The organism is Pseudomonas sp. SG20056 (assembly GCF_031764535.1).
Classification (GTDB): Bacteria; Pseudomonadota; Gammaproteobacteria; order Pseudomonadales; family Pseudomonadaceae; genus Aquipseudomonas.
In genome coordinates, this window is the sequence record NZ_CP134499.1 from 2790759 (window position 1) to 2816893 (window position 26135).

Sequence of the window (26135 nt, forward strand, 5' to 3'; positions counted from 1 at the left end):
CATCCCTTCCTTACAACTGCACGCCGGAGAAGGACATAAAGCCCAGAGACATCAGACCGATGGTAATAAAGGTGATACCCAGGCCCTGCAGGCCGTCTGGTACATCGCTGTATTTGAGCTTTTCGCGAATACCTGCCAGTGCAGCAATCGCCAGCGCCCAGGACAGACCAGAGCCAAAGCCATACACGGTACTTTCCGCCAGGTTGTAGTCACGCTCAACCATGAACAGGGTGCCGCCCATGATGGCGCAGTTCACCGTGATCAGCGGCAGGAAAACCCCCAGGGCGTTGTAGAGGCTGGGTACATACTTATCCAGCAGCATCTCGAGGATCTGCACGATGGCCGCGATCACCCCGATATAGCTGAGCAGACCGAGGAAGCTCAGGTCCACTTCCGGCAAACCGGCCCAGGCCAGCGCGCCATCTTTCAGCAGGTAGGTGTAGATCAGGTTGTTCGCCGGCACGGTGATGACCTGCACCACGATAACCGCGATACCCAGACCAATCGCGGTCTCGACTTTCTTCGAGATGGCGATAAAGGTGCACATGCCGAGGAAGAAGGCCAATGCCATGTTCTCAACGAACACCGCCTTGGCCAGCAAGCTGAGGTAATGCTCCATTAGTAAGCCTCCTTATTCGAGACCTGCGGAGCCATCTTGAAGCTTGGCTTTTCCAGCTGATCTTTTTTCCAGCTACGCAATGCCCAGATAAACAAACCGATCAGGAAGAACGCCGAAGGCGGCAACAGCAGCATGCCGTTAGGCTGGTACCAACCACCGTCGTTGATCACCGGAATTATCTCGTAGCCCATCAGTTTGCCCGCGCCGAACAGCTCGCGAATGATGCCCAGCACGATCAGAAAGGCGCTGTAGCCCAGGCCGTTACCGATGCCGTCGAAGAACGACAGCATTGGCGGATTCTGCATGGCAAAGGCTTCAGCACGGCCCATCACGATGCAGTTGGTGATGATCAGACCGACGAATACCGACAGCTGCTTGGACAGACTAAAGGCAAAGGCCTTGAGCACCTGATCGACCACGATCACCAGGGACGCAATGATCACCATCTGCACGATCATGCGGATGGAGCTGGGGATCTGGCTGCGAATCATCGAGATAAACAGGTTGGAAAACCCGGTTACCAGGGTCAGAGCAATCGACATCACCAGTGCGGTTTTCAGGTTCGAGGTCACCGCCAGAGCGGAACAGATGCCCAGAATCTGCAAACCAATCGGGTTGTTGTTGAAAATCGGGTTGAGCAGAACTTCTTTAATAGTCGGCTGCGACATGATCAAGCCTCCCCTTTTTGCAGATTGGCGAGGAACTGGGCGAAGCCGTTCTCTCCCAGCCAGAAGTGCAGCAAGTTATTCACCCCATTGCTGGTCAGGGTTGCACCCGCCAGGCCATCGACCTGGTGAGTCGCCTGCGCGCTCTGCGCGTCGACGTTACCCTTGATGATCTGAATCGCCAGCTCGCCCTTGTCATCAAACAAGGTCTTGCCCAGCCACAGATTCTTCCACTTCGGGTTATCCACTTCGCCGCCCAGACCCGGGGTCTCGGCATGCTGGTAGAAGCCGAAACCGGCAACGGTATTGAGGTCACCCTGGAGCGCCATAAAGCCATGCAGGGTCGACCACAGACCATAACCACGTACAGGCAGAATCACGGTTTCCAGCTTGCCATCCTGCTCCACCAGGTAAACCGTGGTGAAACGCTCGCGACGTTTGATCGAAGCAATATCGTCCGAGCCAGATAGCGCGGCTGACAACTTCAGATCCTTGGCCGCTTTCAACGGATCGAACGTGGCCGGGTTCTGCGCATCGCTGAAAGTACCGGTATCGAGGTCGACAATCCGTGCACTGATGCGCTCAGCGAACAACGCCTTGACCTGCGCGCTGCTCATACTGGCATCGCCAAGCCCAGCAATCGCCAGAATGCTGCGCTGCTTGTCGAGCTGACGGTTTTCCACTTGCGTCGGTTTCAGCGCAATGGCGGCACCGGCAACAAACACCGAACACACCAGGCAGACCAACAGGGCCACCACCAACGTGCGGACGGTGGATTCTTTTTGACTAGACATTGCGTGCCAGCCTCCGCTTGATATTGGCTTGAACGACAAAGTGGTCGATCAGCGGTGCAAACAGGTTGGCGAACAGAATCGCCAGCATCATGCCTTCCGGGAAGGCTGGGTTGACCACACGGATCATCACCACCATCACGCCGATCAGGGCACCGAAAATCCACTTGCCGGTATTGGTCATGGACGCCGACACCGGGTCGGTGGCCATAAAGAACATACCGAACGCAAAACCACCCACCACCAGGTGCCAGTGCCAAGGCATGGCAAACATCGGGTTGGTGCTAGAGCCGAGCATATTGAGCAGCAGGCTGAAGCCGATCATGCCCAACATCACGCCGGTAACGATGCGCCAGGAGGCGATCTTGGTAATCAGCAGAATGCCGCCACCAATAAGGATCGCCAGAGTGCTGGTTTCGCCCATGGAACCGTGAATGGTGCCGACGAAAGCATCCATCCAGGTGATGCCATTACTCACCACGTTCTCAATGCCACCAGCAGCCGCAAGGCTCAGCGAGGTTGCGCCGGCGAAGCCGTCAACCGCAGTCCAGACTGCATCACCGGACATTTGCGCCGGGTAGGCGAAGAACAGGAAGGCACGACCAGTCAGCGCAGGGTTGAGGAAGTTCTTGCCAGTACCGCCAAACACTTCCTTGCCAATCACCACGCCGAAACTGATACCCAGCGCGACCTGCCAAAGAGGAATACTCGGCGGCAGAATCAGGGCGAACAGCACGGACGTAACGAAGAAGCCTTCGTTAACTTCATGCTTGCGAACCGAAGCGAACAGCACTTCCCAGAAACCGCCGACGATAAACGCCGTGGCATACACCGGCAGGAAGTAGGCCGCGCCCTGGATAAAGTTATCCCACAGGCTGTTGGGGTCGAACCCGGCCAGCGAACCAATCAACGCGAAGCGCCAGCCTTCCTGAGCAGCCAGCAGCTCAGGACTGTTAGCGAAGATCAGGTTGGCCTGATAACCGGTGTTCCACATCCCGAAAAACATCATCGGGAAGGTACACAGCCACACAGTGATCATCATGCGCTTGAGGTCGATACCGTCACGCACGTGAGCAGTGGTCTTGGTGACGCTGCCAGGGCGATAGAAGAAAGTATCGACAGCCTCATAGAGGGCGTACCAGTTCTCGAACTTGCCGCCTTTTTCGAAGTTGTGCTCGACTTTATCGAGGAATGCACGAATACCCATGACTTAACCCTCCTTCTCAATACGGGCGAGGTTATCGCGCAGGATAGGGCCGTACTCATACTTGCCGGCACAGACATAGGTGCACAGCGCCAGGTCTTCTTCATCGAGTTCCAGGCAGCCCAGTTTCTGAGCCATCTCGGTGTCACCGACGATCAGGTAGCGCAGCAGTTGTGTCGGCAGGATATCCAGCGGCATCACCGCTTCGTAGTTGCCCACCGGCACCATGGCGCGCGGGCTGCCATTGGTCGTTGTCGAGAAGGCGAACTTCTTTGCGGCGTTGAGCTTGGAAACAAAGATATTCATCACCGAGTGCTTGTTGACCCCAGCACGCAGGTAATGCATCAGCTCGCGCTCATGCCCTTCAACCAGGCAGGACACCTGCAGGTGATAACGCCCGAGGAAGGCGAAAGCGCCCTGCGCGGTACGGCCACCCAGCACCGAGCCGGAAATAACCCGGTTGAAACCAGGCTGCAGCTGGCCGGCAGTCAGTTCGCTGAGGCTCGCACCCAGACGGGTGCGCACCAAGCGCGGCTGCTCGACCACAGGGCCGGCCAGCGCGACAACGCGCTCGGTCCACAGCAGCCCAGTGGTGAACAGTTTGCCGACGGCAATCACGTCCTGATAATTGATCGACCAGACGCTCTTGCTGACGCTGACCGGATCGAGGAAATGAATGTGCGTACCCGGCAAGCCAGCAGGATGCGGACCGGCGAAGGACTCGGTGTGCACCTTGCTCAGCTGCTCGCCAGGTAAGCTGGCGCCCTCAGCCTTGCACAGAAACACCTTGGCCAGATTGCTCAGCACCTGCAGACCGTTAGCAAAGTCGGCGGCGTACTCGGCAATCACCACAGCCGGATCGGCTGCCAGCGGGTGAGTATCAATGGCCGTGACGAAAATCGAGCTAGGCTGTGCATCAGCAGCCGGCACTTTGCTGAACGGACGGACGCGAAATGCGGTCCACAGACCAGATTGCAACAGTACTTCACGCACTTTGGCGTCGCCAACAGTTGCCAGCTGCTCTACCGCTACCTGATCAAAGGTGATTTGCTCATCACCCTCGACATCGATAACCACGGATTGCAGCACACGTTTTTCGCCACGGTGGATGGCGCTGATCACGCCTGCGGCTGGAGCAGTGTATTGCACGCCTGGCGATTTCTTGTCCGAGAACAGCACCTGGCCAAGCTTGACCCGGTCACCGACCTGAACCTCCATCGAAGGCTTCATACCGTGATAATCGAAGCCTATGACGGCGACGCTACGCACCGGCCTTGCAGCCTCGATGCGCTGCGCCGGCACGCCTGTTATGGGCAAATCAAGCCCATGTTTTATTTTGATCATAGGTTTGCCTAACCACTGATTTATAAGCTTTTTTAGAATACGGACGACACCAACGCAGAAAAATGCGGCACAACGCCAAAAACAAGTCAGGCGCTGGGCAGAATGTCGGTCGCGGGAAAAAATCTGGCCGATTATAAGTCGCACCTTCGGCCACTGGCCACCCAAGCGCTTGCTTTTATCCGGTTTAACGTAACAGAAGGCAACAGATGCCGGCTTGACGGCAACGCCGCCGCGCGCGACATAAGACTAATAGACCAACTGGAGCCCTGCCATGCGCCTGCTACTCGCGCTTACCACCCTACTGCTGCTGAGCAGCGAGTCATTCGCCAACAACCGCGAACGCCTGCAAGAAGCCAACTTCGCCGCCACTCACCAGCTCGAACAGAGCAGCCTGGAACGCAAAAACCAGAGTGTGCTGACCTACCTGTGGGCCGATGTCTACGCCGCTGCCTTCTATGCACCAACCGAGGCAAGCGCTAGCCAGGCTGTCACCAAGCCGCTCACGCAGCGCCTGGAGCTCTACTACTTCCGTAACATCGACAGCCAAGACGTGATCAAGGCGGCCTGGGTCACGCTCGAACGCCAGCACGACGCCACCACACTGCAGCGCCTGCGGCCCGAGGTAGACGCCCTGCATGCCACGTTCAGGGATATTCGTCCAGGCGACCGTTACGCCCTGAACTTCAACGCAGGCAGCGGCCTGACCCTGGAAGTGAACGGTAAAGTTGCCTACACCAGCCAGGACCCGGCACTGGCCAAGGCTTACCTGGGCATCTGGCTGTCGCCCAACGGGTTGTCGGATGAGTTGCGTACCAGCCTGCTGGCCGACTAAAACAGGGTATTGAAAACCACCTGTTAATCCAGGCAATAAAAAACGGGAGCCGCAGCTCCCGTTTTTTTATTGCGTTACCTGCGCTTAGCGCGGGAAGGCTGGCGGGTTGACCCCGGCCATGTCTTCCATCACGCGAACCACCTGGCAGCTGTAACCGAATTCGTTGTCGTACCACACGTACAGCACAACACGGTTGTCATTGCAGATGGTGGCTTCAGCATCAACTACACCGGCGTGGCGCGAGCCAACGAAGTCAGTGGAGACCACTTCCTGCGACTGGACGAAGTCGATCTGCTTCTGCAGGTCCGAGTGCATGGCCATCTGGCGCAGGTACTCGTTGACTTCTTCGCGGGTGGTGGCTTTCTCAAGGTTGAGGTTGAGAATGGCCATCGATACGTTCGGCGTTGGCACGCGAATAGCGTTGCCGGTCAGCTTGCCCTTCAGCACAGGCAGCGCCTTGGCAGCAGCAGTGGCAGCACCGGTTTCGGTGATTACCATGTTCAGTGGCGCGCTGCGGCCACGGCGATCGCCCTTGTGGAAGTTATCGATCAGGTTCTGGTCGTTGGTGTACGAGTGAACGGTTTCGACGTGACCATTAACGATGCCGTACTGGTCATTGATCGCTTTGAGCACCGGCACGATGGCGTTGGTGGTGCAGGAAGCGGCCGAGATGATCTTATCTTCAGGGGTGATTTCACCGTGGTTGATGCCGTGCACGATGTTCTTCAACGCACCTTTACCCGGCGCGGTCAGCACGACACGGTCTACACCCGGGCAGGCCAGGTGCTGCCCCAGGCCGTCGGCATCACGCCACACACCGGTGTTGTCCACCAGCAGCGCGTTCTTGATGCCGTACTGGGTGTAATCCACTTCGGTTGGCGATTTGGCGTAAATCACCTGAATCAGGTTGCCGTTGGCCGTCAGGGTGCTGTTTTCTTCGTCGATGGTGATGGTGCCATCGAACTTGCCGTGTACCGAGTCGCGGCGCAGCAGGCTGGCGCGCTTGACCAGGTCATTGGTCGCACCTTTGCGCACAACAATGGCGCGCAGACGCAGGCCATCGCCACCACCGGTTTTCTCGATCAGGATGCGTGCCAGCAGGCGGCCGATACGACCGAAGCCATACAGCACAACGTCGGTGCCTTCGCGGGCTTCGCTGTTCTGCTTACCAACCACTTCAACCAGTTCATCCTTGACGAACTGCTCGATGCTGCGGCCCTGGCCTTCGGTCTTGAACTTGCTGACCATTTTGCCCAGGTCTATCGAGGCGGCGCCCAGCTTGAGCTCGCTCATGGCCTTGAGCACCAGGAAGGTATCGTGCACCGACAATTCGCTGTCGCCGGTCAGGCGGTGACGTGCGAAGCGGTGGGCCTTGAGAATGTCGATAACCGAGCGGTTGATCAAACCACGGCCGTAGATCGAGGTGACCACGTTGTTGTTACGGTAGAGTTGGCCAATCATCGGAATCATCGCTTCCGCAAGGGCTTCTCGATCGATCCACTCACCGAGACACTGGTCGGGCTTCTGAGTCACGGGCAGTACCTTCCACATGTAGGGGCTGAAAAAAGGGGCTACATTATGACGGCGCAAGCAAGCATGAGCAATGCACGACTGTCGTAACTGACACCGCATATAAACGCCCGCTACAATCGCCGACCTTGTGCCATGACCGTGAGCCGCCCGTGTCTGAACCGACCGCGTCCGTACTGCGTCTACCGTCCCTACCGGCCACTGCCGGCAAACAACACTGGGGCAACCTGCCCGGTGCCGCGCTGAGCCTGGCGATTGCCGAAGCCGCCAGCAATGCCAAACGTTTCACCCTGCTGCTGACTGCCGACAGCCAGAGCGCCGAACGCCTGCAAGAGGAGCTGAGCTTTTTCGCTCCGGATTTGCCAGTGCTGCATTTCCCCGACTGGGAAACCCTGCCCTACGACCTGTTTTCGCCGCACCAGGACATCATTTCCCAGCGCATCGCCGCGCTTTATCGCCTGCCCGAGCTGAAACACGGCGTATTGGTAGTCCCGATCACCACCGCCCTACACCGTCTGGCGCCCAAGCGCTTTCTGCTCGGCAGCAGCCTGGTCATGCAGGTCGGCCAGCAACTCGACGTCAACCAGATGCGCGGCAATCTGGAAGCCGCCGGCTATCGCTGTGTGGATACGGTATACGAGCATGGCGAATTCGCCGTACGCGGCGCGCTGATCGACCTATTCCCGATGGGCAGCAGCCAGCCATACCGCATCGACCTATTCGATGACGAAATCGAAACCCTGCGCACCTTCGATCCGGAAAACCAGCGGTCCATCGACAAGGTCGAGTCAATCAAGCTGTTGCCGGCGCGCGAATTTCCGCTGGAAAAGAAAGCCGTTACTGATTTCCGCGGGCGCTTTCGCGAGCGCTTCGATGTGGATTTCCGCCGCTGCCCGATCTATCAGGATCTCAGCACTGGCATCACCCCGGCCGGTATCGAGTACTACCTGCCGCTGTTCTTCGAAGAAACCGCCACTCTCTTCGACTACCTACCCGCCGACACCCAGGTGTTTTCCCTGCCGGGCATCGAAAAAGCCGCCGAGCAGTTCTGGGTGGATGCGCGCAGCCGCTATGAAGATCGCCGCGTTGACCCAGAACGCCCGCTGCTACCGCCAGCCGATATCTTCCTGCCGGTGGAAGACTGTTTCGCCAGGCTGAAAAACTGGCCGCGCGTAGTGGTCAGCCAGGACGATATAGAAGAAGGCGTCGGCCGCCTGCGCTTCAACGCCAAACCGTTGCCCGACCTGGCGATCCAGGCCAAGGCCGGCGAGCCGCTGGCCGCGCTACGGCGCTTTATCGAGGAATACCCTGGTCGCGTGCTGTTCTGCGCCGAGTCCGCCGGACGCCGCGAGGTGCTGCTGGAGCTTCTGGCACGCCTCAAACTCAAGCCTAATGAATTTGAAAGCTGGCCGAGCTTCACCGCCAGTAAAGAGCGTTTAGGCATCTGCATCGCGCCGCTGGATGACGGCCTGCTGCTTGAAGACCTGGCCTTGGTCGCGGAAAGCCCACTGTTTGGCCAGCGCGTTATGCAGCGCCGGCGCCGCGAGAAATCCCGCGATGGCGGCGACAACGTCATCAAGAACCTTACCGAACTGCGCGAAGGCGCGCCGGTGGTGCATATCGACCACGGCGTCGGCCGTTACCTGGGTCTGGTGACTATGGAGTTCGACGGCCAGGCCGCCGAATTCCTCGCCCTGATGTACGCCGAGGAAGCCAAGCTCTACGTACCAGTGGCCAGCCTGCACTTGATCGCCCGCTACACCGGCAGCGATGACGCCCTCGCCCCACTGCACCGCTTGGGCTCGGAAATCTGGCAAAAGGCCAAACGCAAAGCCGCCGAGCAGGTGCGCGATGTCGCCGCCGAGCTGCTCGACATCTATGCCCGCCGCGCCGCCCGCGAAGGCTACGCCTTTGCCGACCCCAAAGCCGATTACGCCACCTTCAGTGCTGGTTTCCCCTTCGAAGAAACCCCGGATCAGCAAGCCGCCATCGAGGCTGTGCATGACGACATGCTTGCGCCCAAACCAATGGACCGCCTGGTCTGCGGCGATGTCGGCTTCGGCAAGACCGAGGTGGCCATGCGCGCCGCATTTATTGCCGTGCATGGCGGCAAGCAAGTGGCGGTACTGGTACCGACCACCCTGCTCGCCCAGCAGCACTACAACAGCTTCCGCGACCGCTTCGCCGACTGGCCGGTAAAAGTCGAAGTTATGAGCCGCTTCAAAAGTGCCAAGGAAGTCAGCGAGGCCGTGCAGCAATTGGCCGAAGGCAAGGTGGATATCGTGATCGGTACCCACAAGCTGCTGCAGGAAGATGTCAAATTCAGCAACCTGGGCCTGGTGATCATCGACGAAGAGCACCGTTTCGGCGTGCGCCAGAAGGAGCAGCTCAAAGCCCTGCGCAGCGAAGTCGACATCCTCACGCTTACCGCCACACCAATTCCGCGCACCCTGAATATGGCCGTGGCTGGCATGCGTGATCTGTCGATCATCGCCACGCCGCCGGCACGCCGCCTGTCAGTGCGTACCTTCGTCATGGAGCAGAACAACCCGACTATCAAGGAAGCACTGCTGCGTGAGCTGCTGCGCGGCGGCCAGGTGTACTACCTGCACAACGACGTGAAAACTATCGAGAAATGCGCCGCCGACCTCGCCGAGCTGGTACCGGAAGCACGAATCGGCATCGGCCACGGACAGATGCGCGAGCGCGAGCTGGAACAGGTAATGGGCGATTTCTATCACAAGCGTTTCAACGTGCTGATCGCCTCGACCATCATCGAAACCGGTATCGACGTACCGAGCGCAAACACCATCATTATCGAGCGCGCCGATAAGTTCGGCCTGGCCCAGCTGCACCAGTTGCGCGGCCGCGTCGGCCGTAGTCACCACCAGGCCTACGCCTACCTGCTGACCCCGCCACGCAAGCAGATGACCGATGACGCGCAGAAACGTCTGGAAGCCATCTCCGGCGCACAAGATCTGGGAGCGGGCTTTCTGCTGGCCACCCATGACCTGGAAATCCGCGGTGCCGGCGAGCTGCTCGGCGACGGTCAGAGCGGGCAGATTCAGGCGGTGGGTTTCACCCTCTATATGGAAATGCTCGAACGCGCGGTGAAATCCATCCGCAAGGGCGAACAACCTAACCTCGACCAGCCACTTGGCGGCGGCCCGGAGATCAACCTGCGTGTGCCGGCGTTGATCCCCGAGGATTACCTGCCCGACGTGCATGCGCGGCTGATCCTCTACAAACGCATCGCCAACGCCGCCGATGAGGATGGCCTGAAAGAGCTGCAAGTGGAGATGATCGACCGCTTCGGCCTGCTACCGGATGCAAGCAAGAACCTGATACGCATCACCCTGCTGAAATTGCAGGCGGAAAAGCTCGGGATCAAGAAGGTCGATGCCGGCCCACAAGGCGGGCGCATCGAATTCGCCGCCGATACCTGCGTCGATCCGCTGACCCTGATCAAGCTGATCCAGAGCGCGCCGAATCGCTACAAGTTCGAAGGCGCGACAATGTTTAAGATCCAGGTGCCTATGGAGCGCCCGGAAGAACGATTCAACACCTTAGAGGCGCTGTTCGAGCGCCTGACTCCCTCTACCTAAAGGACTGACCCATGCGCGCACTCCGCACCCTGGCCCTGCTGCCGCTTATTCTGCTGGGCCTGCTCAGCAGCACTGCCGCTCTGGCTGAAAGCCTGTATCAGGTTGAAGTCATCGTATTCCGCCAGGCCGCCACACCGATTTCCGCCGGCCAGCTGCCGCCCGATAACTGGGCGCAGAACGCGCTGCCAGTGGATGGCAGCAACAGCCGCAGCACCGCACTGAATGCCGAAGCCGGCAAACTCAGCCCGTCCAGCGGCTATCAGGTTCTACTGCACAAAGCCTGGTCCCAGAGCCTGGGCGAGTCGATCAGCCGCGTCGCCATCAGCACCGGCGATGAGCAGTTCGGCCACTACCCCGTCGAAGGCACCATCAGCCTTAAAGCCGGCCGCGTGATCGAGCTGGACAGCGACATCTGGGTCAATCAGCTCGACGCCAGTGGCATCCTCAACGACAGCGAGCGCATCAAGCAGAGCAGCCGCCTGAAAAGCGGCGAGCTTACCTTTGTCGATAATGGCAGCCTGGGCATGCTGATTCGCGTCAGCCCGCTATAAGAACACCGCCACAAAAAAGGGCCGCATTACGCGGCCCTTTTTATTGCAGCACAGCCCAGTCAGCTGGTCAGTACCCGCGCCAATACGGCCTTGACCGCACCCATGCCCTCTTCCAGGGCGCGTTCGATTTCCGCCATGGTGATCAGCGCCCGCGACTTGCCCGCAGCCGGGTTCACCACCAGCGCCAGGCAGGCGTAGGGCAAAGCCAACTCACGGGCCAGCACGGCTTCTGGCATACCGGTCATACCGACGATGTCGCAGCCATCACGCTCCATCCGCGCGATCTCCGCGACGGTTTCCAACCGCGGCCCCTGGGTGCAGCCGTACAGCCCATGATTACTAAACGCACAGTGCTCGGCAGTGAGGGCATTGGCCAGTTTGGTGCGCAGGCCAGCGTCATAGGGATGGCTGAAATCGACATGGGTGACATGCTCCAACTCACCCTCGAAATAGGTATGCTCCCGCCCGTAGGTGTAATCGATGATCTGGTGCGGCAGGCAGAAGTGCCCGGTGCCCATGGCCGAGTGAATACCGCCCACAGCGTTCACGGCGATGACAGCCTTGGCCCCCGCCTCACGTAGCGCCCAGAGGTTGGCGCGGTAGTTGACCTGATGCGGCGGGATGCGATGCGGATGACCGTGACGGGCGAGGAACAGCACCTCACGACCGGCATAGTCGCCCTTGAGCACTGCCGCAGAGGGCGCGCCATAGGGCGTATCAATATGCAGCGCAGCTTTGATGGTCAGACCGTCCAGCTTGGTCAGCCCCGTACCGCCGATAATCGCGTAAACCGTCATCCCTTAGTCCTCAGTCGATTAATTGCGCATCGCGCAGGCTGCCAAGTGCTGCCTGCCAACGCGGGTTCTGCCGATACTCGATACCCGGGAAGGCCTGTCGGCGCATCCGTGCCAGACCTTGCGGCGGCTCCACCTTGAGTCGCTGCAAAGCGCTCAGGGCCAGCTCTGCTGCAGCCCGGTCATTACACACCAGTCCCATATCACAACCCGCTGCTAGCGCAGCCTCGATACGGCAGGCCGCATCACCAACTACATGAGCGCCAGCCATGGACAGATCGTCACTGAAAATCACCCCATCAAAGGCCAGCTCGCCGCGCAGAATGTCCTGCAACCAGCGCCGGGAAAAACCAGCAGGCTGACTGTCCACCTGAGGGTAGATCACATGAGCGGGCATCACTGCAGCCAACTGCCCACGCAGCTGAGCAAACGGCTGCAAATCGACTGCACGAATCTGTTCCAGACTGCGCTCATCTAACGGGATGGCTACATGGGAATCCGCCTCGGCCCAGCCGTGCCCGGGGAAATGCTTGCCAGTGGCGGCCATGCCCGCAGCGTTCATCCCACGGATAAACGCACCAGCCAGCAAGGTCGCACGCTGCGCATCACCTTCAAAAGAACGGCTGCCAACCACGGCGCTGCGCTGATGATCCAAGTCCAGTACTGGCGCAAAACTCAGATCTAGACCTGCAGCCAGCACTTCGGTGGCCATGATCCAGCCGCACTGCTCAGCCAACTGCTCGGCATTGGCGTTATCAGCCAGCGCACGCATCGCCGGCAAGCGCACAAAGCCCTGACGCAGACGCTGCACGCGCCCGCCTTCCTGATCCACCGCCAGCAGCAAATCAGGCCGCACCGCACGAATAGCCGCAGACAGCTCGCGCACCTGGCGCGGATCTTCAATATTGCGCGCGAACAGAATCAGCCCAGCCACCTGCGGCTGACGGAGAATCTGGCGATCCTCAGCGGTCAACCAGGTGCCGGCGATATCCAGCATCAATGAACCTTGCATCGGTGAACTCACAACTCGTCCTTAAATAAGAGGCGCAACTGCCCACTCAGGGCAAGCGGCTTCGTCAATCTGTACCGCACATTGAATCGGGACACGCGCAAAGAGTTCCAGCAGATCGCTGTTGCGCAGACGCACACAGCCATGCGACAGCGCCACGCCCATAGGCTCGCTGTCCGGCGTACCGTGTATGTAGATATAGCGGCGAAAGGTATCGACAGCGCCTAGACGATTGCGCCCGGGCTCACAACCACTCAACCAGAGAATGCGCGTAAGAATCCAGTCGCGGCCAGGGAACTGTGCATGCAACTCAGGCGACCAGATCTCACCGGTCCAGCGCCGCCCGCGCAGAACTGCAGCGCTCGGCAAGCCCTCACCAATCTTTGCCCGCACCTTGTGCAAGCCCCGCGGCGTACAGCCGGAACCATTGCGCTCCCCGGCGCCATTCAGTGCAGTGGAAACACGCAGGCGCAACTGCAGTTGCCCATTGGCAAAGCCATACAGACACTGATCAGCGAGAGAGATATGCAGATAATCGAGAGCGACCATGGGCGGCTAGCTTAGCGGATAGCATCCACCAAGCCCACCCGCCAAGGTCAAACTTTGCTGGGAGCAGCAGGCGTCTTGGTGCGCGGCTTGAGCTGCGCACTGGCCAGGGCTTCATCGGTGAGACCGGTTTCCGAACGCATGCCGGCCGCCAGGAATGGCACCATCAGGCGCATCACCTGCTCAATCGAGGTGTTAACCCCAAAATCGGTTTCCGACATCGCCCGCAGAGCCTTGATCCCGGACATGCTGAACGCCGCAGCGCCGAGCATAAAGTGCACGCGCCAGAACAGTTCCAGAGGAGGAATGCGCGGAGCAGCTTCATGCACCAGCTGCATGTAACGGCGAAACACCTTGCCGTACACCTCTTCGAGGTACTTACGCAGGTGACCCTGGCTCTGGCTGAAGGCCAGGCCCAGCAAACGCATAAAGATTGAAAGGTCGTTACCGCTGCGCGGCTTTACTGCCAGCGCCTGCTCCACCAGTAACTCAAGCAGCTCTTCGAGGCTGACCTTGGTTTCCGGCTTGGCCTGACGGCGATCCAGCTCACGCTCCAGGCTTACGCAGAAAGGCCCGAGAAAGCGTGAGAACACCGCCTGAATCAGGGCCTTCTTCGAGCCAAAGTGATAATTCACCGCAGCCAGGTTCACGCCAGCCTTGCTGGTGATCAAACGCAGAGAAGTTTCTGCGAAACCTTTCTCCGCAAAAAGCTGCTCTGCCGCATCGAGAATGCGTTCAACGGTTTCCGACTGGGCCATGACTCTTTTCATCTGAACAAACACTTGTTTGAAACATACGTTTCAGCCGCCCGCCTTGTCAAGCCGGGCAAACCATCTTGTGGCCAGGTGGTCACAGACATCCGCTAAAGACACGGGCTAACCCTAGCTAGACGCCCTCTGAGAGACCCGAGTAACAGCGCGCCGCAACAGATCAGATAAAGGTCAATTGAGTAGAGATCAGAACACAAGGATTGCCAATCGCAGATCACTGTATATAATCCCAGTCACTGTACAAAAAGACAGAGCCGACCATGCTAAAACTGACGCCGCGCCAAGCTGAAATTCTCGCTTTCATCAAGCAATGCCTTGAAGACAACGGCTACCCGCCTACCCGAGCGGAAATCGCCTTGAAACTGGGTTTCAAATCACCTAATGCAGCGGAAGAGCACCTCAAGGCCCTGGCTCGCAAGGGTGCCATCGAAATGACCCCTGGCGCTTCACGTGGCATCCGCATTCCTGGCTTCGAGCCCAATGCTGATGAAGAAGAAGGCCTACCAGTGATTGGCCGCGTCGCTGCCGGCGCACCAATCCTGGCGCAGCAACATGTAGAAGAGTCCTGCAAGATCAATCCGGACTTCTTCCACCCCAAGGCTGATTACTTGCTACGTGTACGCGGCATGAGCATGAAAGACATCGGCATCTTCGATGGTGACCTGCTGGCCGTACACACCACCCGTGAAGCCCGTAACGGCCAAGTGGTAGTGGCGCGCCTGGACGATGAAGTGACGGTCAAACGCTTCAAGCGCGAAGGCAGCAAGGTCTGGCTAATTGCAGAAAACCCAGAGTTCGCCCCGATTGAAGTAAACCTGGAAGAACAGGACCTGATTATTGAAGGTTTGAGCGTCGGCGTTATCCGCCGCTAGTGGAGGATTTATGCAGTTCCCGCAATCACTGAACCGTACACAACTGCCTTTGTTCGATGCGTTTCTGGCATCGACGGTGACACCATTACTGGCCGATAGCACTGAGCTGCCCTGGCAGGATGATGAGACAGAGGCTTTCAGTGAACTGTCGCTGCGTGGCGCAGCCGGGCACTGCCTGAATCTTCTCGCGCCGATTCTGCGTGAGCTTAGTGATAATCACGATGAGCGCTGGCTGACCCTGATTGCGCCGCCGTCGAGCCTGACCCAAACCTGGTTACGCGAAGCGGGCCTGAACCGCGAACGCATTCTGCTGCTCCACCCGCGCGGCGCACAAAGCGCGCTGGCATTGGCACAACAGGCCTTGACGCTGGGCCGCAGTCACACCGTTGTTAGCTGGCTGCACCCTCTAGAACACCAGGCACGGCAACAGCTTGAGCAAGCGGCCCGCCAGGGCAAGGCGCAAAGCCTGAATATCAGTCTGGGGTAATTGGCCGAAGGTCACGCACAAGGAATGTGCATGTTAGCCAGTAGAAACCTGATGCAAGAAACAGCCATCGCGAGCAGAACGCTCTAGCTCAGAGCCGGAAAGGATTCTGCAATCAATGCAGAACCCGTGGCCCTTCTTCCTGCTGGAAATTATTTTCGGCCAGCCGCCCCGCCATCTGCACACCCACATTGAGCATGGCCTTAGCAACTTCGACGTGCTGCCCCTGCAGGAAGGCTTTGGCATCGGCAGAAAAATCCAGCACCACCAGTGACTCTTCATCCTCTGCACGACGCAGGGCAATACGCCCGTCGGGCAACTCAACAATTTCCAGGAATGATGTAGGCATTGGCTTAGCTCTCCACGAAAGGCCGACAGTGTAACAGCCGACCCGGGCTCGCCCTAGTCCGCCGGTCCAATCAGCCTTCTACCATTCGCTTAGGGTTTGCCGAAAACGTTGTGCCAGAGCCTTCAACTGCTGACGCCAGGCCTCAAGCGCCTCCTGCGCCAAGGGCGCAGCTTCTTCATCCAGGCTGACCGCCGTGATCAATGGCGTAGCGGGATCAACCTTGCTTTTCTTGCCCCCTTGCGGCGGCAGAAACAGCTCGGCATAGGCCTTGAGCAGTTGAGCAACCCAGCTATCAGCGGACTGTGCCAGCTCGACCAGCTCACCCAATTCCTGACTTGGCGCTGCTTGCAACACCTCCTCAGTGAGGAAGCGTTCAGCCTGCGGCGCGGCGCTGTCCGGCAAGCGGTAGTAACCGGCAATCTCATGGCACAAGCCCAACAGAGCACCGTAGAGATGAAACAAAGCGGCTTCACGCTCGGCTTGGATCAAAGCTAGGGCATTCATGCTCTGACCCTGCTCAGCCTTGCGCCAGGACTCCAGCGCCAGGCCGGCGTAGAAGATTTTCTGATTGGTGCGGGTATAGAGTTCATTGGCCATTGCGGCACCCTCCACAGCGGATTGGATAAGCATACGCGTGCCGGCCAGTGGCCGACACGCGCTCCGCTAGATCAGCTCTTGTCTTCGACTTTCCACTTGCCGCCGTCATAGAACGCACGCCAGCCCGTCGGTTTGCCGTCGACTTCAGTCTGCACGTATTGCTCTTTGGTCTTGCGACTGAAGCGGATAACCGCCGCACGACCTTGCGGGTCTTTCTTCGGCGCATCGCAAAGGAAGTGGTACTTGGGATCGATCTCATCGCGGTGCGGGATCAACTCGAGCACCAAGGGCGCGCGGGTCTCACGATTTTTCGGGAACTGGCTGGCAGCCAGAAACAGACCCGAAGCACCATCACGCAGGATGTAGGTATCGTTGACCTTCTCGCACTTGAGCTCCGGCATCTTCACCGGGTCCATTTTAGGTGGCGCCGCTTCACCACTTTTCAGCAGTTTGCGGGTGTTCTTGCACTCACTATTGGTGCAGCCGAAGAACTTGCCGAAACGGCCAGTCTTGAGCTGCATCTGGCTGCCGCACTTGTCGCAGTCCAGGCTCGGGCCTTCATAGCCCTTGATGCGGTACTGGCCCTGCTCCACTTCATAACCGCTGCAATCCGGGTTATTGCCGCAGATATGCAACTTGCGGGTTTCATCGAGCAGGTAAGCGTCCATTGCGGTCGAGCAGATCGGGCAGCGATGTTTGCCGAGCAGCACGCGCGACTCCGACTCACCCTCGTCATCGGCGGCAATTTCGTCACCCGGCACCAGGTTGACGGTGGCCTTGCAGCGCTCTTTCGGCGGCAGTGCATAGCCTGAACAACCGAGGAATACCCCGGTTGATGCGGTACGAATGGTCATCGGTCGACCGCAATCGCGGCAGGCGATATCGGTCAGCGTCGGCTGGTTAGCGCGCATGCCGCCCTCGCCCGCCTCGGCCACTTCAAGCTTCTTCTTGAAGTCACCGTAGAACTCGTCGAGTACGTGCTTCCACTCGCGCTCGCCTTGGGCCACATCGTCCAGGTGCTCTTCCATGCCGGCGGTAAAGCCGTAGTCCATCAGGTTGGAGAAGCTTTCAGCCAGACGCTCGGTAACGATGTCGCCCATCTTTTCGGAGTAGAAACGGCGGTTGTGCAGCGCCACGTAACCGCGGTCCTGGATGGTGCCGATAATCGCCGCATAGGTCGAAGGACGACCGATACCGCGCTTCTCCATTTCCTTAACCAGGCTGGCTTCAGAGTAACGCGCTGGCGGCTTGGTGAAGTGTTGGCTAGGGTCGAGCTTGACCAGCTTGAGCACTTCGCCCTGAGTCATTTCCGGCAATACATCGTCATCGCCCGGCTTGCTCAGCTGCGGCAATACGCGGGTATAGCCGTCGAATTTGAGAATACGGCCCTTGGCACGCAGCTCGAACTGCGCTGCCGTCGCAGTAACTGTGGTCGACAGGTATTCAGCAGGCGGCATCTGGCAGGCTACGAACTGGCGCCAGATCAGCTCATACAGACGCTCGGCGTCGCGCTCCATGCCCGACAACTGAGTCGGCTTGAGGTTGACGTCGGAAGGTCGAATCGCTTCGTGCGCTTCCTGGGCGCCTTCCTTGCTGCTGTAGGCAATTGGGTTGGCCGGCAGGTACTTCTTGCCGAACTCGCCTTCGATAAAGCCGCGCACCATGCTCACGGCGTCAGCCGAGAGGTTGGTCGAGTCGGTACGCATATAAGTGATGTAACCGGCCTCATACAGACGCTGGGCCATCATCATGGTCTTCTTTACCCCAAAGCCCAGGCGGTTACTCGCGGCCTGCTGCAGGGTGGAGGTAATAAACGGCGCCGAAGGCTTGCTGCTGGTCGGTTTGTCTTCGCGCTTGCTGATGCTGTAGCTGGAGGCCTTCAGCGTAGCCAGAGCCGCCATGGCCTGGGCCTCGTTCAGCGGCTTGAACGCAGCGCCGTTCTCACGGGCCACCTCAAAGCGCACGTTAGCGCCTTTGGCGGTGCCCAGGTCGGCGTGCACTTCCCAGTATTCTTCCGGAACAAACGCGCGGATCTCTTTCTCACGCTCGACCACCAGCTTCACAGCTACCGACTGCACACGACCAGCAGACAGACCACGAGCGATCTTGGCCCACAGCAGCGGCGAAACCATGTAACCCACTACACGGTCGAGGAAGCGCCGCGCCTGCTGGGCGTTGACTCGATTGATATCCAGTTCGCCTGGCTTGGAGAACGCTTCCTGAATGGCCTTCTTGGTGATTTCGTTGAACACCACGCGCTTGTAGCGGCTGTCGTCACCACCAATGGATTCGCGCAGGTGCCAGGCAATAGCTTCCCCCTCGCGGTCCAAGTCGGTTGCGAGATAGATGGTGTCGGCATCCTTGGCCAAACGGCGCAACTCTTCGACAACCTTCTCCTTGCCAGGGAGGATCTCGTACTTGGCTTTCCAGCCGTGTTCGGGATCAACCCCCATGCGCGCAAACAGCTGACGCTTGGCTTTTTCCTTGGGCGACAGCGCCGGTACTTCACCTGCAGCGGCTTTACCACGCTTGACTGGCTCTTTGGCGGTGCTTGCCGAACCACTGGTGGGTAGGTCACGGATGTGGCCGATGCTCGACTTCACCACGTACTCGTTACCCAAGTACTTGTTGATGGTCTTGGCCTTGGCCGGGGATTCCACGATGACCAGCGATTTGCCCATGGATTGGAAAATTCCTGAAATTCGGTAAATAAATGCGGGAGGCGCTGTACTGCCTACTAGCGCGGCACCGCTATATATAGTGGTGGTCCGGCCGAGGTCAAGCGCAGCAATGGCCCGATGTCAGCTCAAGGCCGAGTAAACAGTGCGGTTTCAGCCTGAATCAAAGCAAAGCGTGGAACCGTCTCGCCGTCCACCTCAACGCTTTCACAGAACATCTCCAGCGGCCTCACCCACAAGCCAAACTCACCGTATAGCGCCTGATAGACCACCATTGCCTGCTCCGTTTCGGAATGTTGGGCTACGCCAAACACGCGGTACTCAGGGCCTTTGTAATGACGGTAGAGGCCGGGCTGTAGTTGCATCGATGAATTCCTTGAAGATTTTCTACTGATAAACAAAAACCGGGGCACTGGGCCCCGGTTTTTCCATCTCTTACGCCGGTGAAGCTTAGAGGCGCTCGAAGACGGTGGTGATGCCTTGGCCGAGACCTACGCACATGGTCGACACACCGAAGGTGCCGCCATTCTGCTTCATCACGTTCAGCAGGGTACCGGAGATACGCGCACCGGAACAACCGAACGGGTGACCCAGGGCGATCGCGCCGCCATGCAGGTTGACCTTCTCTTCCATCTTATCGAGCACTTTCAGATCTTTCAGCACAGGCAGGGCCTGGGCAGCGAAGGCCTCGTTGAGCTCGAAGAAATCGATGTCATTGATGGTCAGGCCAGCACGCTTGAGTGCTTTCTGAGTCGACGGTACTGGACCGTAACCCATGATCGCTGGATCAACACCGGCCACGGCCATGGCGCGAACCACTGCCATTGGCTGAATGCCGAGGTCTTGGGCGCGCTGGGCGCTCATGACGATCATGCAGGAAGCGCCGTCAGTGATCTGCGAGGACGTGCCTGCAGTCACGGTGCCGCCTTTCGGGTTGAACGCAGGCTTCAGTGCAGCCAGGCTTGCCAAGGTGGTTTCCGGACGAATGGTTTCGTCGTAGTCGAACACCTTCAGGAAGCCGTTCTCGTCGTAGCCTTGCATCGGGATGATTTCATCCTTGAACTTGCCTTCGACGGTAGCTTTGTGGGCCAGACGGTGCGAACGCTCACCGAAGGCGTCCTGCTGCTCACGGCTGATGCCATGCATCTTGCCGAGCATTTCAGCAGTCAGACCCATCATGCCCGAGGCCTTAGCCGCGTACAGCGACAGGTGCGGGTTTGGATCGACGCCGTGCATCATGCCAACGTGGCCCATGTGCTCCACACCGCCGATGACGAACACGTCACCGTTACCGGTCTGGATAGCCTGCACAGCAGTGTGCAGGGCGCTCATGGACGAACCGCACAGGCGGCTCACAGTCTGGCCAGCACTGGTGTGCGGGATCTGGGTCATCAGCGACGCCATTCGCGCGATGTTCCAGCCCTGCTCCAGGGTCTGGTTAACGCAGCCCCAGATCACGTCTTCCACTTCAGCTGGATCCAGCTTGGTGTTACGTGCCAGCACGCCACTGATCAGGTTGGCCGACATGGTCTCGGCACGGGTGTTGCGATGCATGCCGCCCTTGGAACGACCCATCGGGGTACGACCGAAGTCGACGATGACTGCATCTCTAGGATTCAGGCTCATAAATTCACTCTCGCTCTAGTCGTTGCGCGATTAACCGAAAAACTTCTGGCCCTTAGCGGCCATTTCGCGAAGCTTGGCAGTCGGGGTGTACAGCGCGCCCAGCTCGGCATATTTGTCGGCCAGGGCAACGAACTCGGCTACACCGATGGTATCGATGTAACGCAGTGCACCACCGCGGAACGGAGGGAAGCCGATGCCGTAGATCAGGCCCATATCGGCCTCAGCTGCGGTATCAACGATGCCGTCTTCCAGGCAACGCACGGTTTCCATGCACAGAGGAATCATCATGAAGTTGATGATGTCTTCATCAGTCACTTCACGCTGCTCGGTCACGATGGACTTCAGCAGGTCGTAGGCAACCGGATCGGAAACCTTCTTCGGCTTGCCGCGCTTGTCAGTCTCGTAGGCGTAGAAGCCCTTGCCGTTCTTCTGACCCAGACGATCCGCTTCGTACATCACGTCAACCGCAGTACGGCCTTCAACCGCCATGCGATCCGGGAAGCCTTCAGCCATTACGTCACGGCCGTGGTGACCGGTGTCGATACCGACCACATCTGACAGGTACGCCGGGCCCATCGGCCAGCCGAACTTCTCCATGACCTTGTCGATACGCACGAAGTCCACACCGAAACCGAGCAGCTTGGAGAAGCCGCCGAAGTACGGGAACAGCACGCGGTTAACCAGGAAGCCTGGGCAGTCGTTGACCACAACCGGGGTCTTGCCCATTTTCTTGGCGTAGGCAACGGTGGTCGCCACGGCTACGTCGCTGGACTTCTCGCCACGAATCACTTCAACCAGCGGCATCATGTGCACAGGGTTGAAGAAGTGCATACCGACGAAATTTTCCGGACGCTTGAGGGCCTTGGCCAGCAAGTTGATGGAAATGGTCGAGGTATTCGACGCGAGGATGGCGTCTTCTTTAACCACGCCTTCCACTTCAGCCAGCACGATCTGCTTGACCTTCGGGTTCTCGACCACGGCTTCGACAACGATGTCGACAGCGCCGAAGTCGCCGTAGGACATGGTCGGACGAATGGCAGTAAGGGCTTCAGCCATCTTCGCTGGGGTCATACGACCTTTGGCAACGCGACCGCCGAGCAGCTTGGACGCCTCGGCCAGACCCATCTGGATACCCTCTTCACGGATATCCTTCATCAGGATCGGGGTGCCCTTGGAAGCGGACTGGTAGGCGATACCGCCACCCATGATACCGGCACCGAGTACGGCAGCCAGTTTCACGTCCTTGGCGATTTCGTCGTGCTGCTTGGCTTTCTTCTTCAGATCCTGATCGTTGAGGAACAGGCCGATCAGGCTGGCAGCAACCGGGGTTTTAGCCAGCTTGACGAAGCCAGCAGCTTCCACTTCCAGCGCTTTATCGCGACCGAAGTTGGCGGCTTTCTGAATGGTTTTGATCGCTTCAACCGGCGCCGGATAGTTCGGGCCAGCCTGACCTGCAACGAAACCTTTGGCGGTTTCAAAGCACATCATCTGCTCGATTGCGTTGAGCTTGAGCTTTTCCAGCTTCGGCTGACGCTTGGCCTTGTAGTCCAGCTCGCCAGAGATGGCGCGCTTGATCAGGTCCAGGGCAGCGGCTTGCAGCTTGTCAGCGGCAACCACGGCATCCACTGCACCCATTTTCAGGGCGTCAGCCGCTTTGTTTTCTTTACCACCAGCAATCCACTCAACGGCGTTATCGGTACCGATAACCCGTGGCAGACGCACAGTACCGCCGAAGCCTGGGTAGATACCCAGCTTGACTTCTGGCAGGCCAACCTTGGCGCTTTCAGCCATGACGCGGTAATCCGCGGCCAGGCACATCTCAAAACCACCGCCCAGGGCGATGCCATTGATCGCGACAACAGTCGGAACATTGAGGTCTTCAAAATCACTGAAGATCTTGTTGGCTTCGAGGTTGCCAGCCACCAGTTCTTCGTCTGGCAACTTGAAGTTGTCGACGAACTCGGTGATGTCGGCGCCGACGATAAATACGTCTTTGCCACTGGTGACAATCACGCCCTTGATCGAACCATCGGCCTTGATCGCATCAACGGATTGACGCAGTTCATTGAGGGTAAGACGGTTGAATTTGTTGACGGATTCACCCTTGAGGTCGAATTTCAATTCGACGATGCCACTCTCAAGAGCCTTAACCGTGATGGCTTTACCTTCGTAAATCATCAACTGATCTCCACGGTATGGAAGCTGAACAGTACACATCGGAGCCAACCAGCAAGCTACTCCACGGCATAGCCGTCTCAGAGTAGCCCCAATCAGCCTGGCACACCCACCGACGCGATAATCGGGCTGTAAAGGCGGTGCCTTTGAAGGCAAACGCTCAATTCATACGCCCGTTTGATTTGGGTGTGCACACCTTCAAGGAAAAGCCCCTACTTGTCAATTAGCCTGTTGTGACTGCAAAGGCGTACAAAAAATTACGTTCAGGCTTACGCAGGCGTGCAGATCACTCTGCAGCGAACAGGCAGCCATCCGCAGCGATTTACGTTTACTTCGCCAACTCTGCAAACAGAAGTGTGATCCAGCGCATACCTAGCAAAATGATTTGGCTGCAGGTACAGTCGTCTCAATACGGCCGTTTTAGACCGCCCGTAGCCAAAACAAAAACAATTAGAGCCCAATCAAGGGCGCACGGAGTTTCCCCATGTCGAGCCGCATGCTTGCCATTGTTTTGAGCACCCTGCTCGCAATTACCCTCCCCCTATTCAGCGCCACAACCCAGGCCGCAGACGCCGCAACCAGCCTGCTGAAACTGCACCAGCTACGCCTGGCCGCACAAAAGTCTCTGGGCGACTTCTATATGTTCAACGGCATGGAAGGCGATCAACGCTATGCGCGGATGATCAACGACTCAGTAAGCGAGGTGAACAGTCATCTGACCGCGCTAACAGACATGCCCGGCGAAGGAGCGAAAGCCCTACGCTCGCAGCTTGATCAGCAATGGAAGGGTTACGAAATCGACCTCAACAACCTGATCAACGCTTTGAAGAGCCAGGGCTACACCGACCTGCAGCCGGTAGCCGACCTGGCAGCACGCAACCAGCAACTGATGACCCTGAGCCAGGAGCTGTATACCAAGATCCAGCAGGAAGGCAGCTACAGTGTGCCCGCTCTGACCCAACGCAGTCGCGAACAGAGCATGTTGATGCAAGGCATTGCCGTGGATTACGCCTCGCGCAGTGCCTCGGTAGGCGCCACCTTTATGGGCGGCGGCGATGCACGGCCAATCGAGGAGCTGGTCAGTGAGTTCGCCAGCAAGATGGCAACACTGGAGAAAGACCCTAAGAACAGCCCGCAGCTCAAGCAGTCCTGGGAAGGGGTCGCCACCAAATGGCGCTATATTGAAAAGTCGCTGATCAACTACAACGAGAACAGCGTGCCATTTCTGGTTAACAAGTACTCCAATACCATCATCCAGGGCATTGAACAGATTTCCAGTCAGTACGCGGCCGCCAACCTCTGATTGCGACCGCCGCCATCCGCATTCGTTTTACCGGCCTGCCTGGCCGTACTCCGGCCCAGTGTTCGCACTGGGCCTTCTTTTATTCAGGCTTTGGCCTGGAGAAACGCGACGATTGCCTCCAACGCTTCGCTAGCACCCCGCTCACCCCAGCACACCGAAAGCATCTGATCGGTCGCCTCGACCTTGAATGCATCCGCCGGCAAGGCTTGCAACTGCGCCAACAAGGCCTGATCGGCGCAAGGTTCACGCCATTTATTCACCCACTGCCCCGGCTCCATCTGCCAATAGCACCAGCTATCAATCTGGCCACGGCGGCGTGCACGGTGGTATTGCGGGCAGGAGTGCGGCGGCTGACGCTGCAGCCAATGCGGCCATTCCTGGCGCGACAACTGCATTGCCACGCCCATACGCCGCGCCTGCAGACGCACATCCATCTGCCCACGCTGATGGCGCGAGGGCACCAGCCAGGCCAGCGGGCTGAGCAAAAAAGCCAGGAGCAACAGCAGAAACCAGGGACTCATATCGTTATCTCACCGGCAAAAGCCTGTCATCAGCGCTCAGGACGGCCATACTTAAGCTATTGATCCACTTGCAAGGAGAGTTACCCCATGCCCTACCAGCACATTCTGGTCGCCGTCGACCTTACCGAGGAATGCGACCCGGTTATGCACCGCGCGCAGAAACTGGCCGCCAGCAGCGGGGCCAAATTGTCTGTGGTGCATATTGTCGAGCCTATGGCCATGGCCTTTGGCGGCGACGTACCGATGGACCTGTCGATGCTTCAACAGCAACAGTTCGACCAGGCCCGCGAGCGCCTGGACAAGTTTTCCGGCAAGTATCCCGACCTCAGCGCCGAGCATCGTCACTTGGCCTACGGCCAACCTCGCCAGGAAATCCACCGCCTGGCCGAAGAGCAGCAATGCGACCTGATCGTTGTCGGCAGCCACGGCCGTCATGGCCTGGCACTGCTGCTGGGCTCAACCGCCAACGACGTGCTACACGGCGCCCCCTGCGATGTGCTGGCCGTGCGCCTGAAAAAAGCCGAGTAACGCGAGCTGCGAGTGAATAACGCGACTGCGTTATTCACCGCTATCAGGTGAACTCATGACCAGTGGGCGAATCTTCTGCAGCTGGGTTTCCAGTGAATAGGTCATGCTCGAGGCCATGGAGAAGAAGGTCAGGAACGCCTTGAGGTTGGAATCCCCCTCGCAGGTTGCATGAATCCGCTGCCAGAACGCCTGATTGACCAGCTGCAACTGCTGAAACATGCGCACCAGGCCTTTCAGCTCCCAATCCGCAGCACGCCCTTCGCGCAGATTGAAGTACTGCTGGGTCAAGTACAGCGACACCGTGCGCAGAATGAATTCCTGGCTATTGGCAAACGGCAGATGATGTTGCGCCATGGGTTTGAGCTTACCCAGCACCGGACAGGCACTGGTGGCCATGATCACCCCGAGCAGCGCACGCAGGCCCTCTTCCAGGCCCACCTGCTTGTTGTACTCACGCTCAGGCGTACGCACCCATACAGCCACCTTTTTGAACGCCGGCAAACCCTGGAAATCCTCGATAACCCGGTGCAGATCGACAGCCGCCGGGCAATGACTGAAATTGTCCTTGCTCAGTGGGCAGTTGCTGCATTGCTGGTATTCAAGACGCGTCCAGGTCGGTGCGCTTTGCGCAGCCTCTGCCTCGTACACCCTGTCCAGCTCGATCCTGTAGCTGAACTGATGATTGTCGTCGAGAGTGATGCGGTACTCGATGGCCATGACTGTCTCCGCCAGAAGGCTCAAA

General features: G+C 58.6%; 25 protein-coding genes. 7 read left to right on the forward strand and 18 right to left on the reverse strand.

Going from position 1 to position 26135, the window contains the following annotated elements; translation table 11 throughout:
• Positions 1 to 10: 10 nt before the first annotated feature.
• From nqrE to RHP75_RS13370, 5 genes are read right to left on the reverse strand one after another with little or no spacing between them, the layout of a single operon-like run.
• Positions 11 to 619, reverse strand: coding sequence for an NADH:ubiquinone reductase (Na(+)-transporting) subunit E (nqrE, locus tag RHP75_RS13350; protein WP_090248035.1), 609 nt, complete (start codon positions 617 to 619; stop codon positions 11 to 13).
• Positions 619 to 1293, reverse strand: coding sequence for an NADH:ubiquinone reductase (Na(+)-transporting) subunit D (locus tag RHP75_RS13355; protein WP_311088601.1), 675 nt, complete (start codon positions 1291 to 1293; stop codon positions 619 to 621). Before RHP75_RS13355 ends, nqrE begins: the two co-directional genes overlap by 1 nt.
• A complete protein-coding gene (locus RHP75_RS13360) occupies positions 1290 to 2078 on the reverse strand; it encodes a Na(+)-translocating NADH-quinone reductase subunit C (RefSeq protein WP_311088602.1) in 789 nt (262 codons plus the stop codon). Before RHP75_RS13360 ends, RHP75_RS13355 begins: the two co-directional genes overlap by 4 nt.
• The gene (locus tag RHP75_RS13365; protein WP_311088603.1) at positions 2071 to 3282 is read right to left on the reverse strand and encodes an NADH:ubiquinone reductase (Na(+)-transporting) subunit B; all 1212 of its coding nucleotides are present in this window, start codon (positions 3280 to 3282) and stop codon (positions 2071 to 2073) included. The genes RHP75_RS13360 and RHP75_RS13365 overlap by 8 nt, the downstream gene beginning before the upstream one ends.
• Before the next feature lie 3 nt (positions 3283 to 3285).
• Complete coding sequence (locus RHP75_RS13370; protein ID WP_311088604.1) at positions 3286 to 4623, reverse strand: Na(+)-translocating NADH-quinone reductase subunit A; 1338 nt, start codon at positions 4621 to 4623, stop codon at positions 3286 to 3288.
• A 271-nt stretch (positions 4624 to 4894) separates the two neighbouring features.
• Here RHP75_RS13370 and RHP75_RS13375 point away from each other — a divergent pair, with 271 nt between their 5' ends.
• The gene (locus RHP75_RS13375) at positions 4895 to 5455 is read left to right on the forward strand and encodes a chalcone isomerase family protein (RefSeq protein ID WP_311088605.1); all 561 of its coding nucleotides are present in this window, start codon (positions 4895 to 4897) and stop codon (positions 5453 to 5455) included.
• 84 nt (positions 5456 to 5539) lie between these two features.
• On the opposite strand, the gene RHP75_RS13380 is transcribed toward RHP75_RS13375, so the two are convergent.
• Positions 5540 to 7006 (reverse strand): glyceraldehyde-3-phosphate dehydrogenase, encoded by a 1467-nt coding sequence (locus tag RHP75_RS13380; RefSeq protein WP_311088606.1) that lies wholly within the window; start codon positions 7004 to 7006, stop codon positions 5540 to 5542.
• A gap of 131 nt (positions 7007 to 7137) precedes the next feature.
• Here RHP75_RS13380 and mfd point away from each other — a divergent pair, with 131 nt between their 5' ends.
• Both mfd and RHP75_RS13390 read left to right on the forward strand, forming a co-directional pair.
• Positions 7138 to 10590, forward strand: coding sequence for a transcription-repair coupling factor (gene mfd / locus RHP75_RS13385; protein WP_311088607.1), 3453 nt, complete (start codon positions 7138 to 7140; stop codon positions 10588 to 10590).
• A gap of 11 nt (positions 10591 to 10601) precedes the next feature.
• Positions 10602 to 11141, forward strand: coding sequence for a CsiV family protein (locus RHP75_RS13390; RefSeq protein ID WP_311088608.1), 540 nt, complete (start codon positions 10602 to 10604; stop codon positions 11139 to 11141).
• A 59-nt stretch (positions 11142 to 11200) separates the two neighbouring features.
• On the opposite strand, the gene RHP75_RS13395 is transcribed toward RHP75_RS13390, so the two are convergent.
• From RHP75_RS13395 to RHP75_RS13410, 4 genes are read right to left on the reverse strand one after another with little or no spacing between them, the layout of a single operon-like run.
• Positions 11201 to 11938 (reverse strand): S-methyl-5'-thioinosine phosphorylase, encoded by a 738-nt coding sequence (locus RHP75_RS13395; protein WP_311088609.1) that lies wholly within the window; start codon positions 11936 to 11938, stop codon positions 11201 to 11203.
• A gap of 10 nt (positions 11939 to 11948) precedes the next feature.
• The gene (gene nagZ / locus RHP75_RS13400) at positions 11949 to 12947 is read right to left on the reverse strand and encodes a beta-N-acetylhexosaminidase (protein WP_311088610.1); all 999 of its coding nucleotides are present in this window, start codon (positions 12945 to 12947) and stop codon (positions 11949 to 11951) included.
• A 21-nt stretch (positions 12948 to 12968) separates the two neighbouring features.
• Entirely contained in the window at positions 12969 to 13493 is a 525-nt protein-coding gene (locus tag RHP75_RS13405) for a L,D-transpeptidase (protein WP_311088611.1), read from the reverse strand.
• A gap of 47 nt (positions 13494 to 13540) precedes the next feature.
• Positions 13541 to 14248: a TetR family transcriptional regulator gene (locus RHP75_RS13410; RefSeq protein WP_311088612.1), complete on the reverse strand. Its 708-nt coding sequence runs from the start codon at positions 14246 to 14248 to the stop codon at positions 13541 to 13543.
• Positions 14249 to 14520: 272 nt separating this feature from the next.
• On the opposite strand from RHP75_RS13410, the gene lexA reads away from it, so the two are divergent.
• Complete coding sequence (lexA, locus tag RHP75_RS13415; protein WP_311088613.1) at positions 14521 to 15132, forward strand: transcriptional repressor LexA; 612 nt, start codon at positions 14521 to 14523, stop codon at positions 15130 to 15132.
• Positions 15133 to 15142: 10 nt separating this feature from the next.
• On the forward strand, positions 15143 to 15619 hold the full coding sequence (gene sulA, locus RHP75_RS13420) for an SOS-induced cell division inhibitor SulA (RefSeq protein ID WP_311088614.1): 477 nt from the start codon (positions 15143 to 15145) through the stop codon (positions 15617 to 15619).
• A 112-nt stretch (positions 15620 to 15731) separates the two neighbouring features.
• Here the strand turns inward: sulA and RHP75_RS13425 are convergent, their stop codons facing one another.
• The 6 genes from RHP75_RS13425 to fadB form a co-directional block, all read right to left on the reverse strand.
• Entirely contained in the window at positions 15732 to 15965 is a 234-nt protein-coding gene (locus tag RHP75_RS13425) for a hypothetical protein (RefSeq protein WP_090248059.1), read from the reverse strand.
• A 78-nt stretch (positions 15966 to 16043) separates the two neighbouring features.
• Positions 16044 to 16562: a DUF6586 family protein gene (locus tag RHP75_RS13430; RefSeq protein WP_311088615.1), complete on the reverse strand. Its 519-nt coding sequence runs from the start codon at positions 16560 to 16562 to the stop codon at positions 16044 to 16046.
• A 71-nt stretch (positions 16563 to 16633) separates the two neighbouring features.
• Positions 16634 to 19243 (reverse strand): type I DNA topoisomerase, encoded by a 2610-nt coding sequence (gene topA / locus RHP75_RS13435; RefSeq protein ID WP_311088616.1) that lies wholly within the window; start codon positions 19241 to 19243, stop codon positions 16634 to 16636.
• 125 nt (positions 19244 to 19368) lie between these two features.
• Complete coding sequence (locus RHP75_RS13440; protein ID WP_090387350.1) at positions 19369 to 19605, reverse strand: DUF1653 domain-containing protein; 237 nt, start codon at positions 19603 to 19605, stop codon at positions 19369 to 19371.
• Positions 19606 to 19690: 85 nt separating this feature from the next.
• Positions 19691 to 20866, reverse strand: a complete 1176-nt coding sequence (fadA, locus tag RHP75_RS13445) for an acetyl-CoA C-acyltransferase FadA (protein ID WP_311088617.1) — start codon at positions 20864 to 20866, stop codon at positions 19691 to 19693.
• A gap of 30 nt (positions 20867 to 20896) precedes the next feature.
• On the reverse strand, positions 20897 to 23044 hold the full coding sequence (gene fadB, locus RHP75_RS13450) for a fatty acid oxidation complex subunit alpha FadB (RefSeq protein ID WP_311088618.1): 2148 nt from the start codon (positions 23042 to 23044) through the stop codon (positions 20897 to 20899).
• A 481-nt stretch (positions 23045 to 23525) separates the two neighbouring features.
• Between fadB and RHP75_RS13455 the strand changes: the two genes are divergently transcribed.
• The gene (locus tag RHP75_RS13455; RefSeq protein ID WP_311088619.1) at positions 23526 to 24344 is read left to right on the forward strand and encodes a hypothetical protein; all 819 of its coding nucleotides are present in this window, start codon (positions 23526 to 23528) and stop codon (positions 24342 to 24344) included.
• 83 nt (positions 24345 to 24427) lie between these two features.
• Here RHP75_RS13455 and RHP75_RS13460 read toward each other — a convergent pair whose 3' ends face one another.
• Positions 24428 to 24865, reverse strand: a complete 438-nt coding sequence (locus RHP75_RS13460; RefSeq protein ID WP_311088620.1) for a hypothetical protein — start codon at positions 24863 to 24865, stop codon at positions 24428 to 24430.
• Positions 24866 to 24952: 87 nt separating this feature from the next.
• Between RHP75_RS13460 and RHP75_RS13465 the strand changes: the two genes are divergently transcribed.
• Entirely contained in the window at positions 24953 to 25393 is a 441-nt protein-coding gene (locus RHP75_RS13465) for a universal stress protein (RefSeq protein ID WP_167141227.1), read from the forward strand.
• Between the two features lie 30 nt (positions 25394 to 25423).
• Here the strand turns inward: RHP75_RS13465 and RHP75_RS13470 are convergent, their stop codons facing one another.
• The gene (locus RHP75_RS13470; RefSeq protein WP_311088621.1) at positions 25424 to 26110 is read right to left on the reverse strand and encodes a DUF6901 family protein; all 687 of its coding nucleotides are present in this window, start codon (positions 26108 to 26110) and stop codon (positions 25424 to 25426) included.
• Between the last annotated feature and the right edge of the window lie 25 nt (positions 26111 to 26135).

What these genes read in the sequence shown, in the direction of transcription:
- RHP75_RS13365 (WP_311088603.1), bottom strand. Translation starts at nt 3,282, where the DNA reads ATGGGTATTCGTGCATTCCTCGATAAAGTCGAGCACAACTTCGAAAAA.
- RHP75_RS13410 (WP_311088612.1), bottom strand. Translation starts at nt 14,248, where the DNA reads ATGGCCCAGTCGGAAACCGTTGAACGCATTCTCGATGCGGCAGAGCAG.
- RHP75_RS13360 (WP_311088602.1), bottom strand. Translation starts at nt 2,078, where the DNA reads ATGTCTAGTCAAAAAGAATCCACCGTCCGCACGTTGGTGGTGGCCCTG.
- nagZ (WP_311088610.1), bottom strand. Translation starts at nt 12,947, where the DNA reads ATGCAAGGTTCATTGATGCTGGATATCGCCGGCACCTGGTTGACCGCT.
- fadA (WP_311088617.1), bottom strand. Translation starts at nt 20,866, where the DNA reads ATGAGCCTGAATCCTAGAGATGCAGTCATCGTCGACTTCGGTCGTACC.
- RHP75_RS13465 (WP_167141227.1), top strand. Translation starts at nt 24,953, where the DNA reads ATGCCCTACCAGCACATTCTGGTCGCCGTCGACCTTACCGAGGAATGC.
- RHP75_RS13375 (WP_311088605.1), top strand. Translation starts at nt 4,895, where the DNA reads ATGCGCCTGCTACTCGCGCTTACCACCCTACTGCTGCTGAGCAGCGAG.
- RHP75_RS13380 (WP_311088606.1), bottom strand. Translation starts at nt 7,006, where the DNA reads ATGTGGAAGGTACTGCCCGTGACTCAGAAGCCCGACCAGTGTCTCGGT.
- nqrE (WP_090248035.1), bottom strand. Translation starts at nt 619, where the DNA reads ATGGAGCATTACCTCAGCTTGCTGGCCAAGGCGGTGTTCGTTGAGAAC.
- RHP75_RS13430 (WP_311088615.1), bottom strand. Translation starts at nt 16,562, where the DNA reads ATGGCCAATGAACTCTATACCCGCACCAATCAGAAAATCTTCTACGCC.
- sulA (WP_311088614.1), top strand. Translation starts at nt 15,143, where the DNA reads ATGCAGTTCCCGCAATCACTGAACCGTACACAACTGCCTTTGTTCGAT.
- RHP75_RS13460 (WP_311088620.1), bottom strand. Translation starts at nt 24,865, where the DNA reads ATGAGTCCCTGGTTTCTGCTGTTGCTCCTGGCTTTTTTGCTCAGCCCG.
- topA (WP_311088616.1), bottom strand. Translation starts at nt 19,243, where the DNA reads ATGGGCAAATCGCTGGTCATCGTGGAATCCCCGGCCAAGGCCAAGACC.
- RHP75_RS13455 (WP_311088619.1), top strand. Translation starts at nt 23,526, where the DNA reads ATGTCGAGCCGCATGCTTGCCATTGTTTTGAGCACCCTGCTCGCAATT.
- lexA (WP_311088613.1), top strand. Translation starts at nt 14,521, where the DNA reads ATGCTAAAACTGACGCCGCGCCAAGCTGAAATTCTCGCTTTCATCAAG.
- RHP75_RS13395 (WP_311088609.1), bottom strand. Translation starts at nt 11,938, where the DNA reads ATGACGGTTTACGCGATTATCGGCGGTACGGGGCTGACCAAGCTGGAC.
- RHP75_RS13390 (WP_311088608.1), top strand. Translation starts at nt 10,602, where the DNA reads ATGCGCGCACTCCGCACCCTGGCCCTGCTGCCGCTTATTCTGCTGGGC.
- RHP75_RS13405 (WP_311088611.1), bottom strand. Translation starts at nt 13,493, where the DNA reads ATGGTCGCTCTCGATTATCTGCATATCTCTCTCGCTGATCAGTGTCTG.
- RHP75_RS13470 (WP_311088621.1), bottom strand. Translation starts at nt 26,110, where the DNA reads ATGGCCATCGAGTACCGCATCACTCTCGACGACAATCATCAGTTCAGC.
- RHP75_RS13425 (WP_090248059.1), bottom strand. Translation starts at nt 15,965, where the DNA reads ATGCCTACATCATTCCTGGAAATTGTTGAGTTGCCCGACGGGCGTATT.
- fadB (WP_311088618.1), bottom strand. Translation starts at nt 23,044, where the DNA reads ATGATTTACGAAGGTAAAGCCATCACGGTTAAGGCTCTTGAGAGTGGC.
- RHP75_RS13370 (WP_311088604.1), bottom strand. Translation starts at nt 4,623, where the DNA reads ATGATCAAAATAAAACATGGGCTTGATTTGCCCATAACAGGCGTGCCG.
- RHP75_RS13440 (WP_090387350.1), bottom strand. Translation starts at nt 19,605, where the DNA reads ATGCAACTACAGCCCGGCCTCTACCGTCATTACAAAGGCCCTGAGTAC.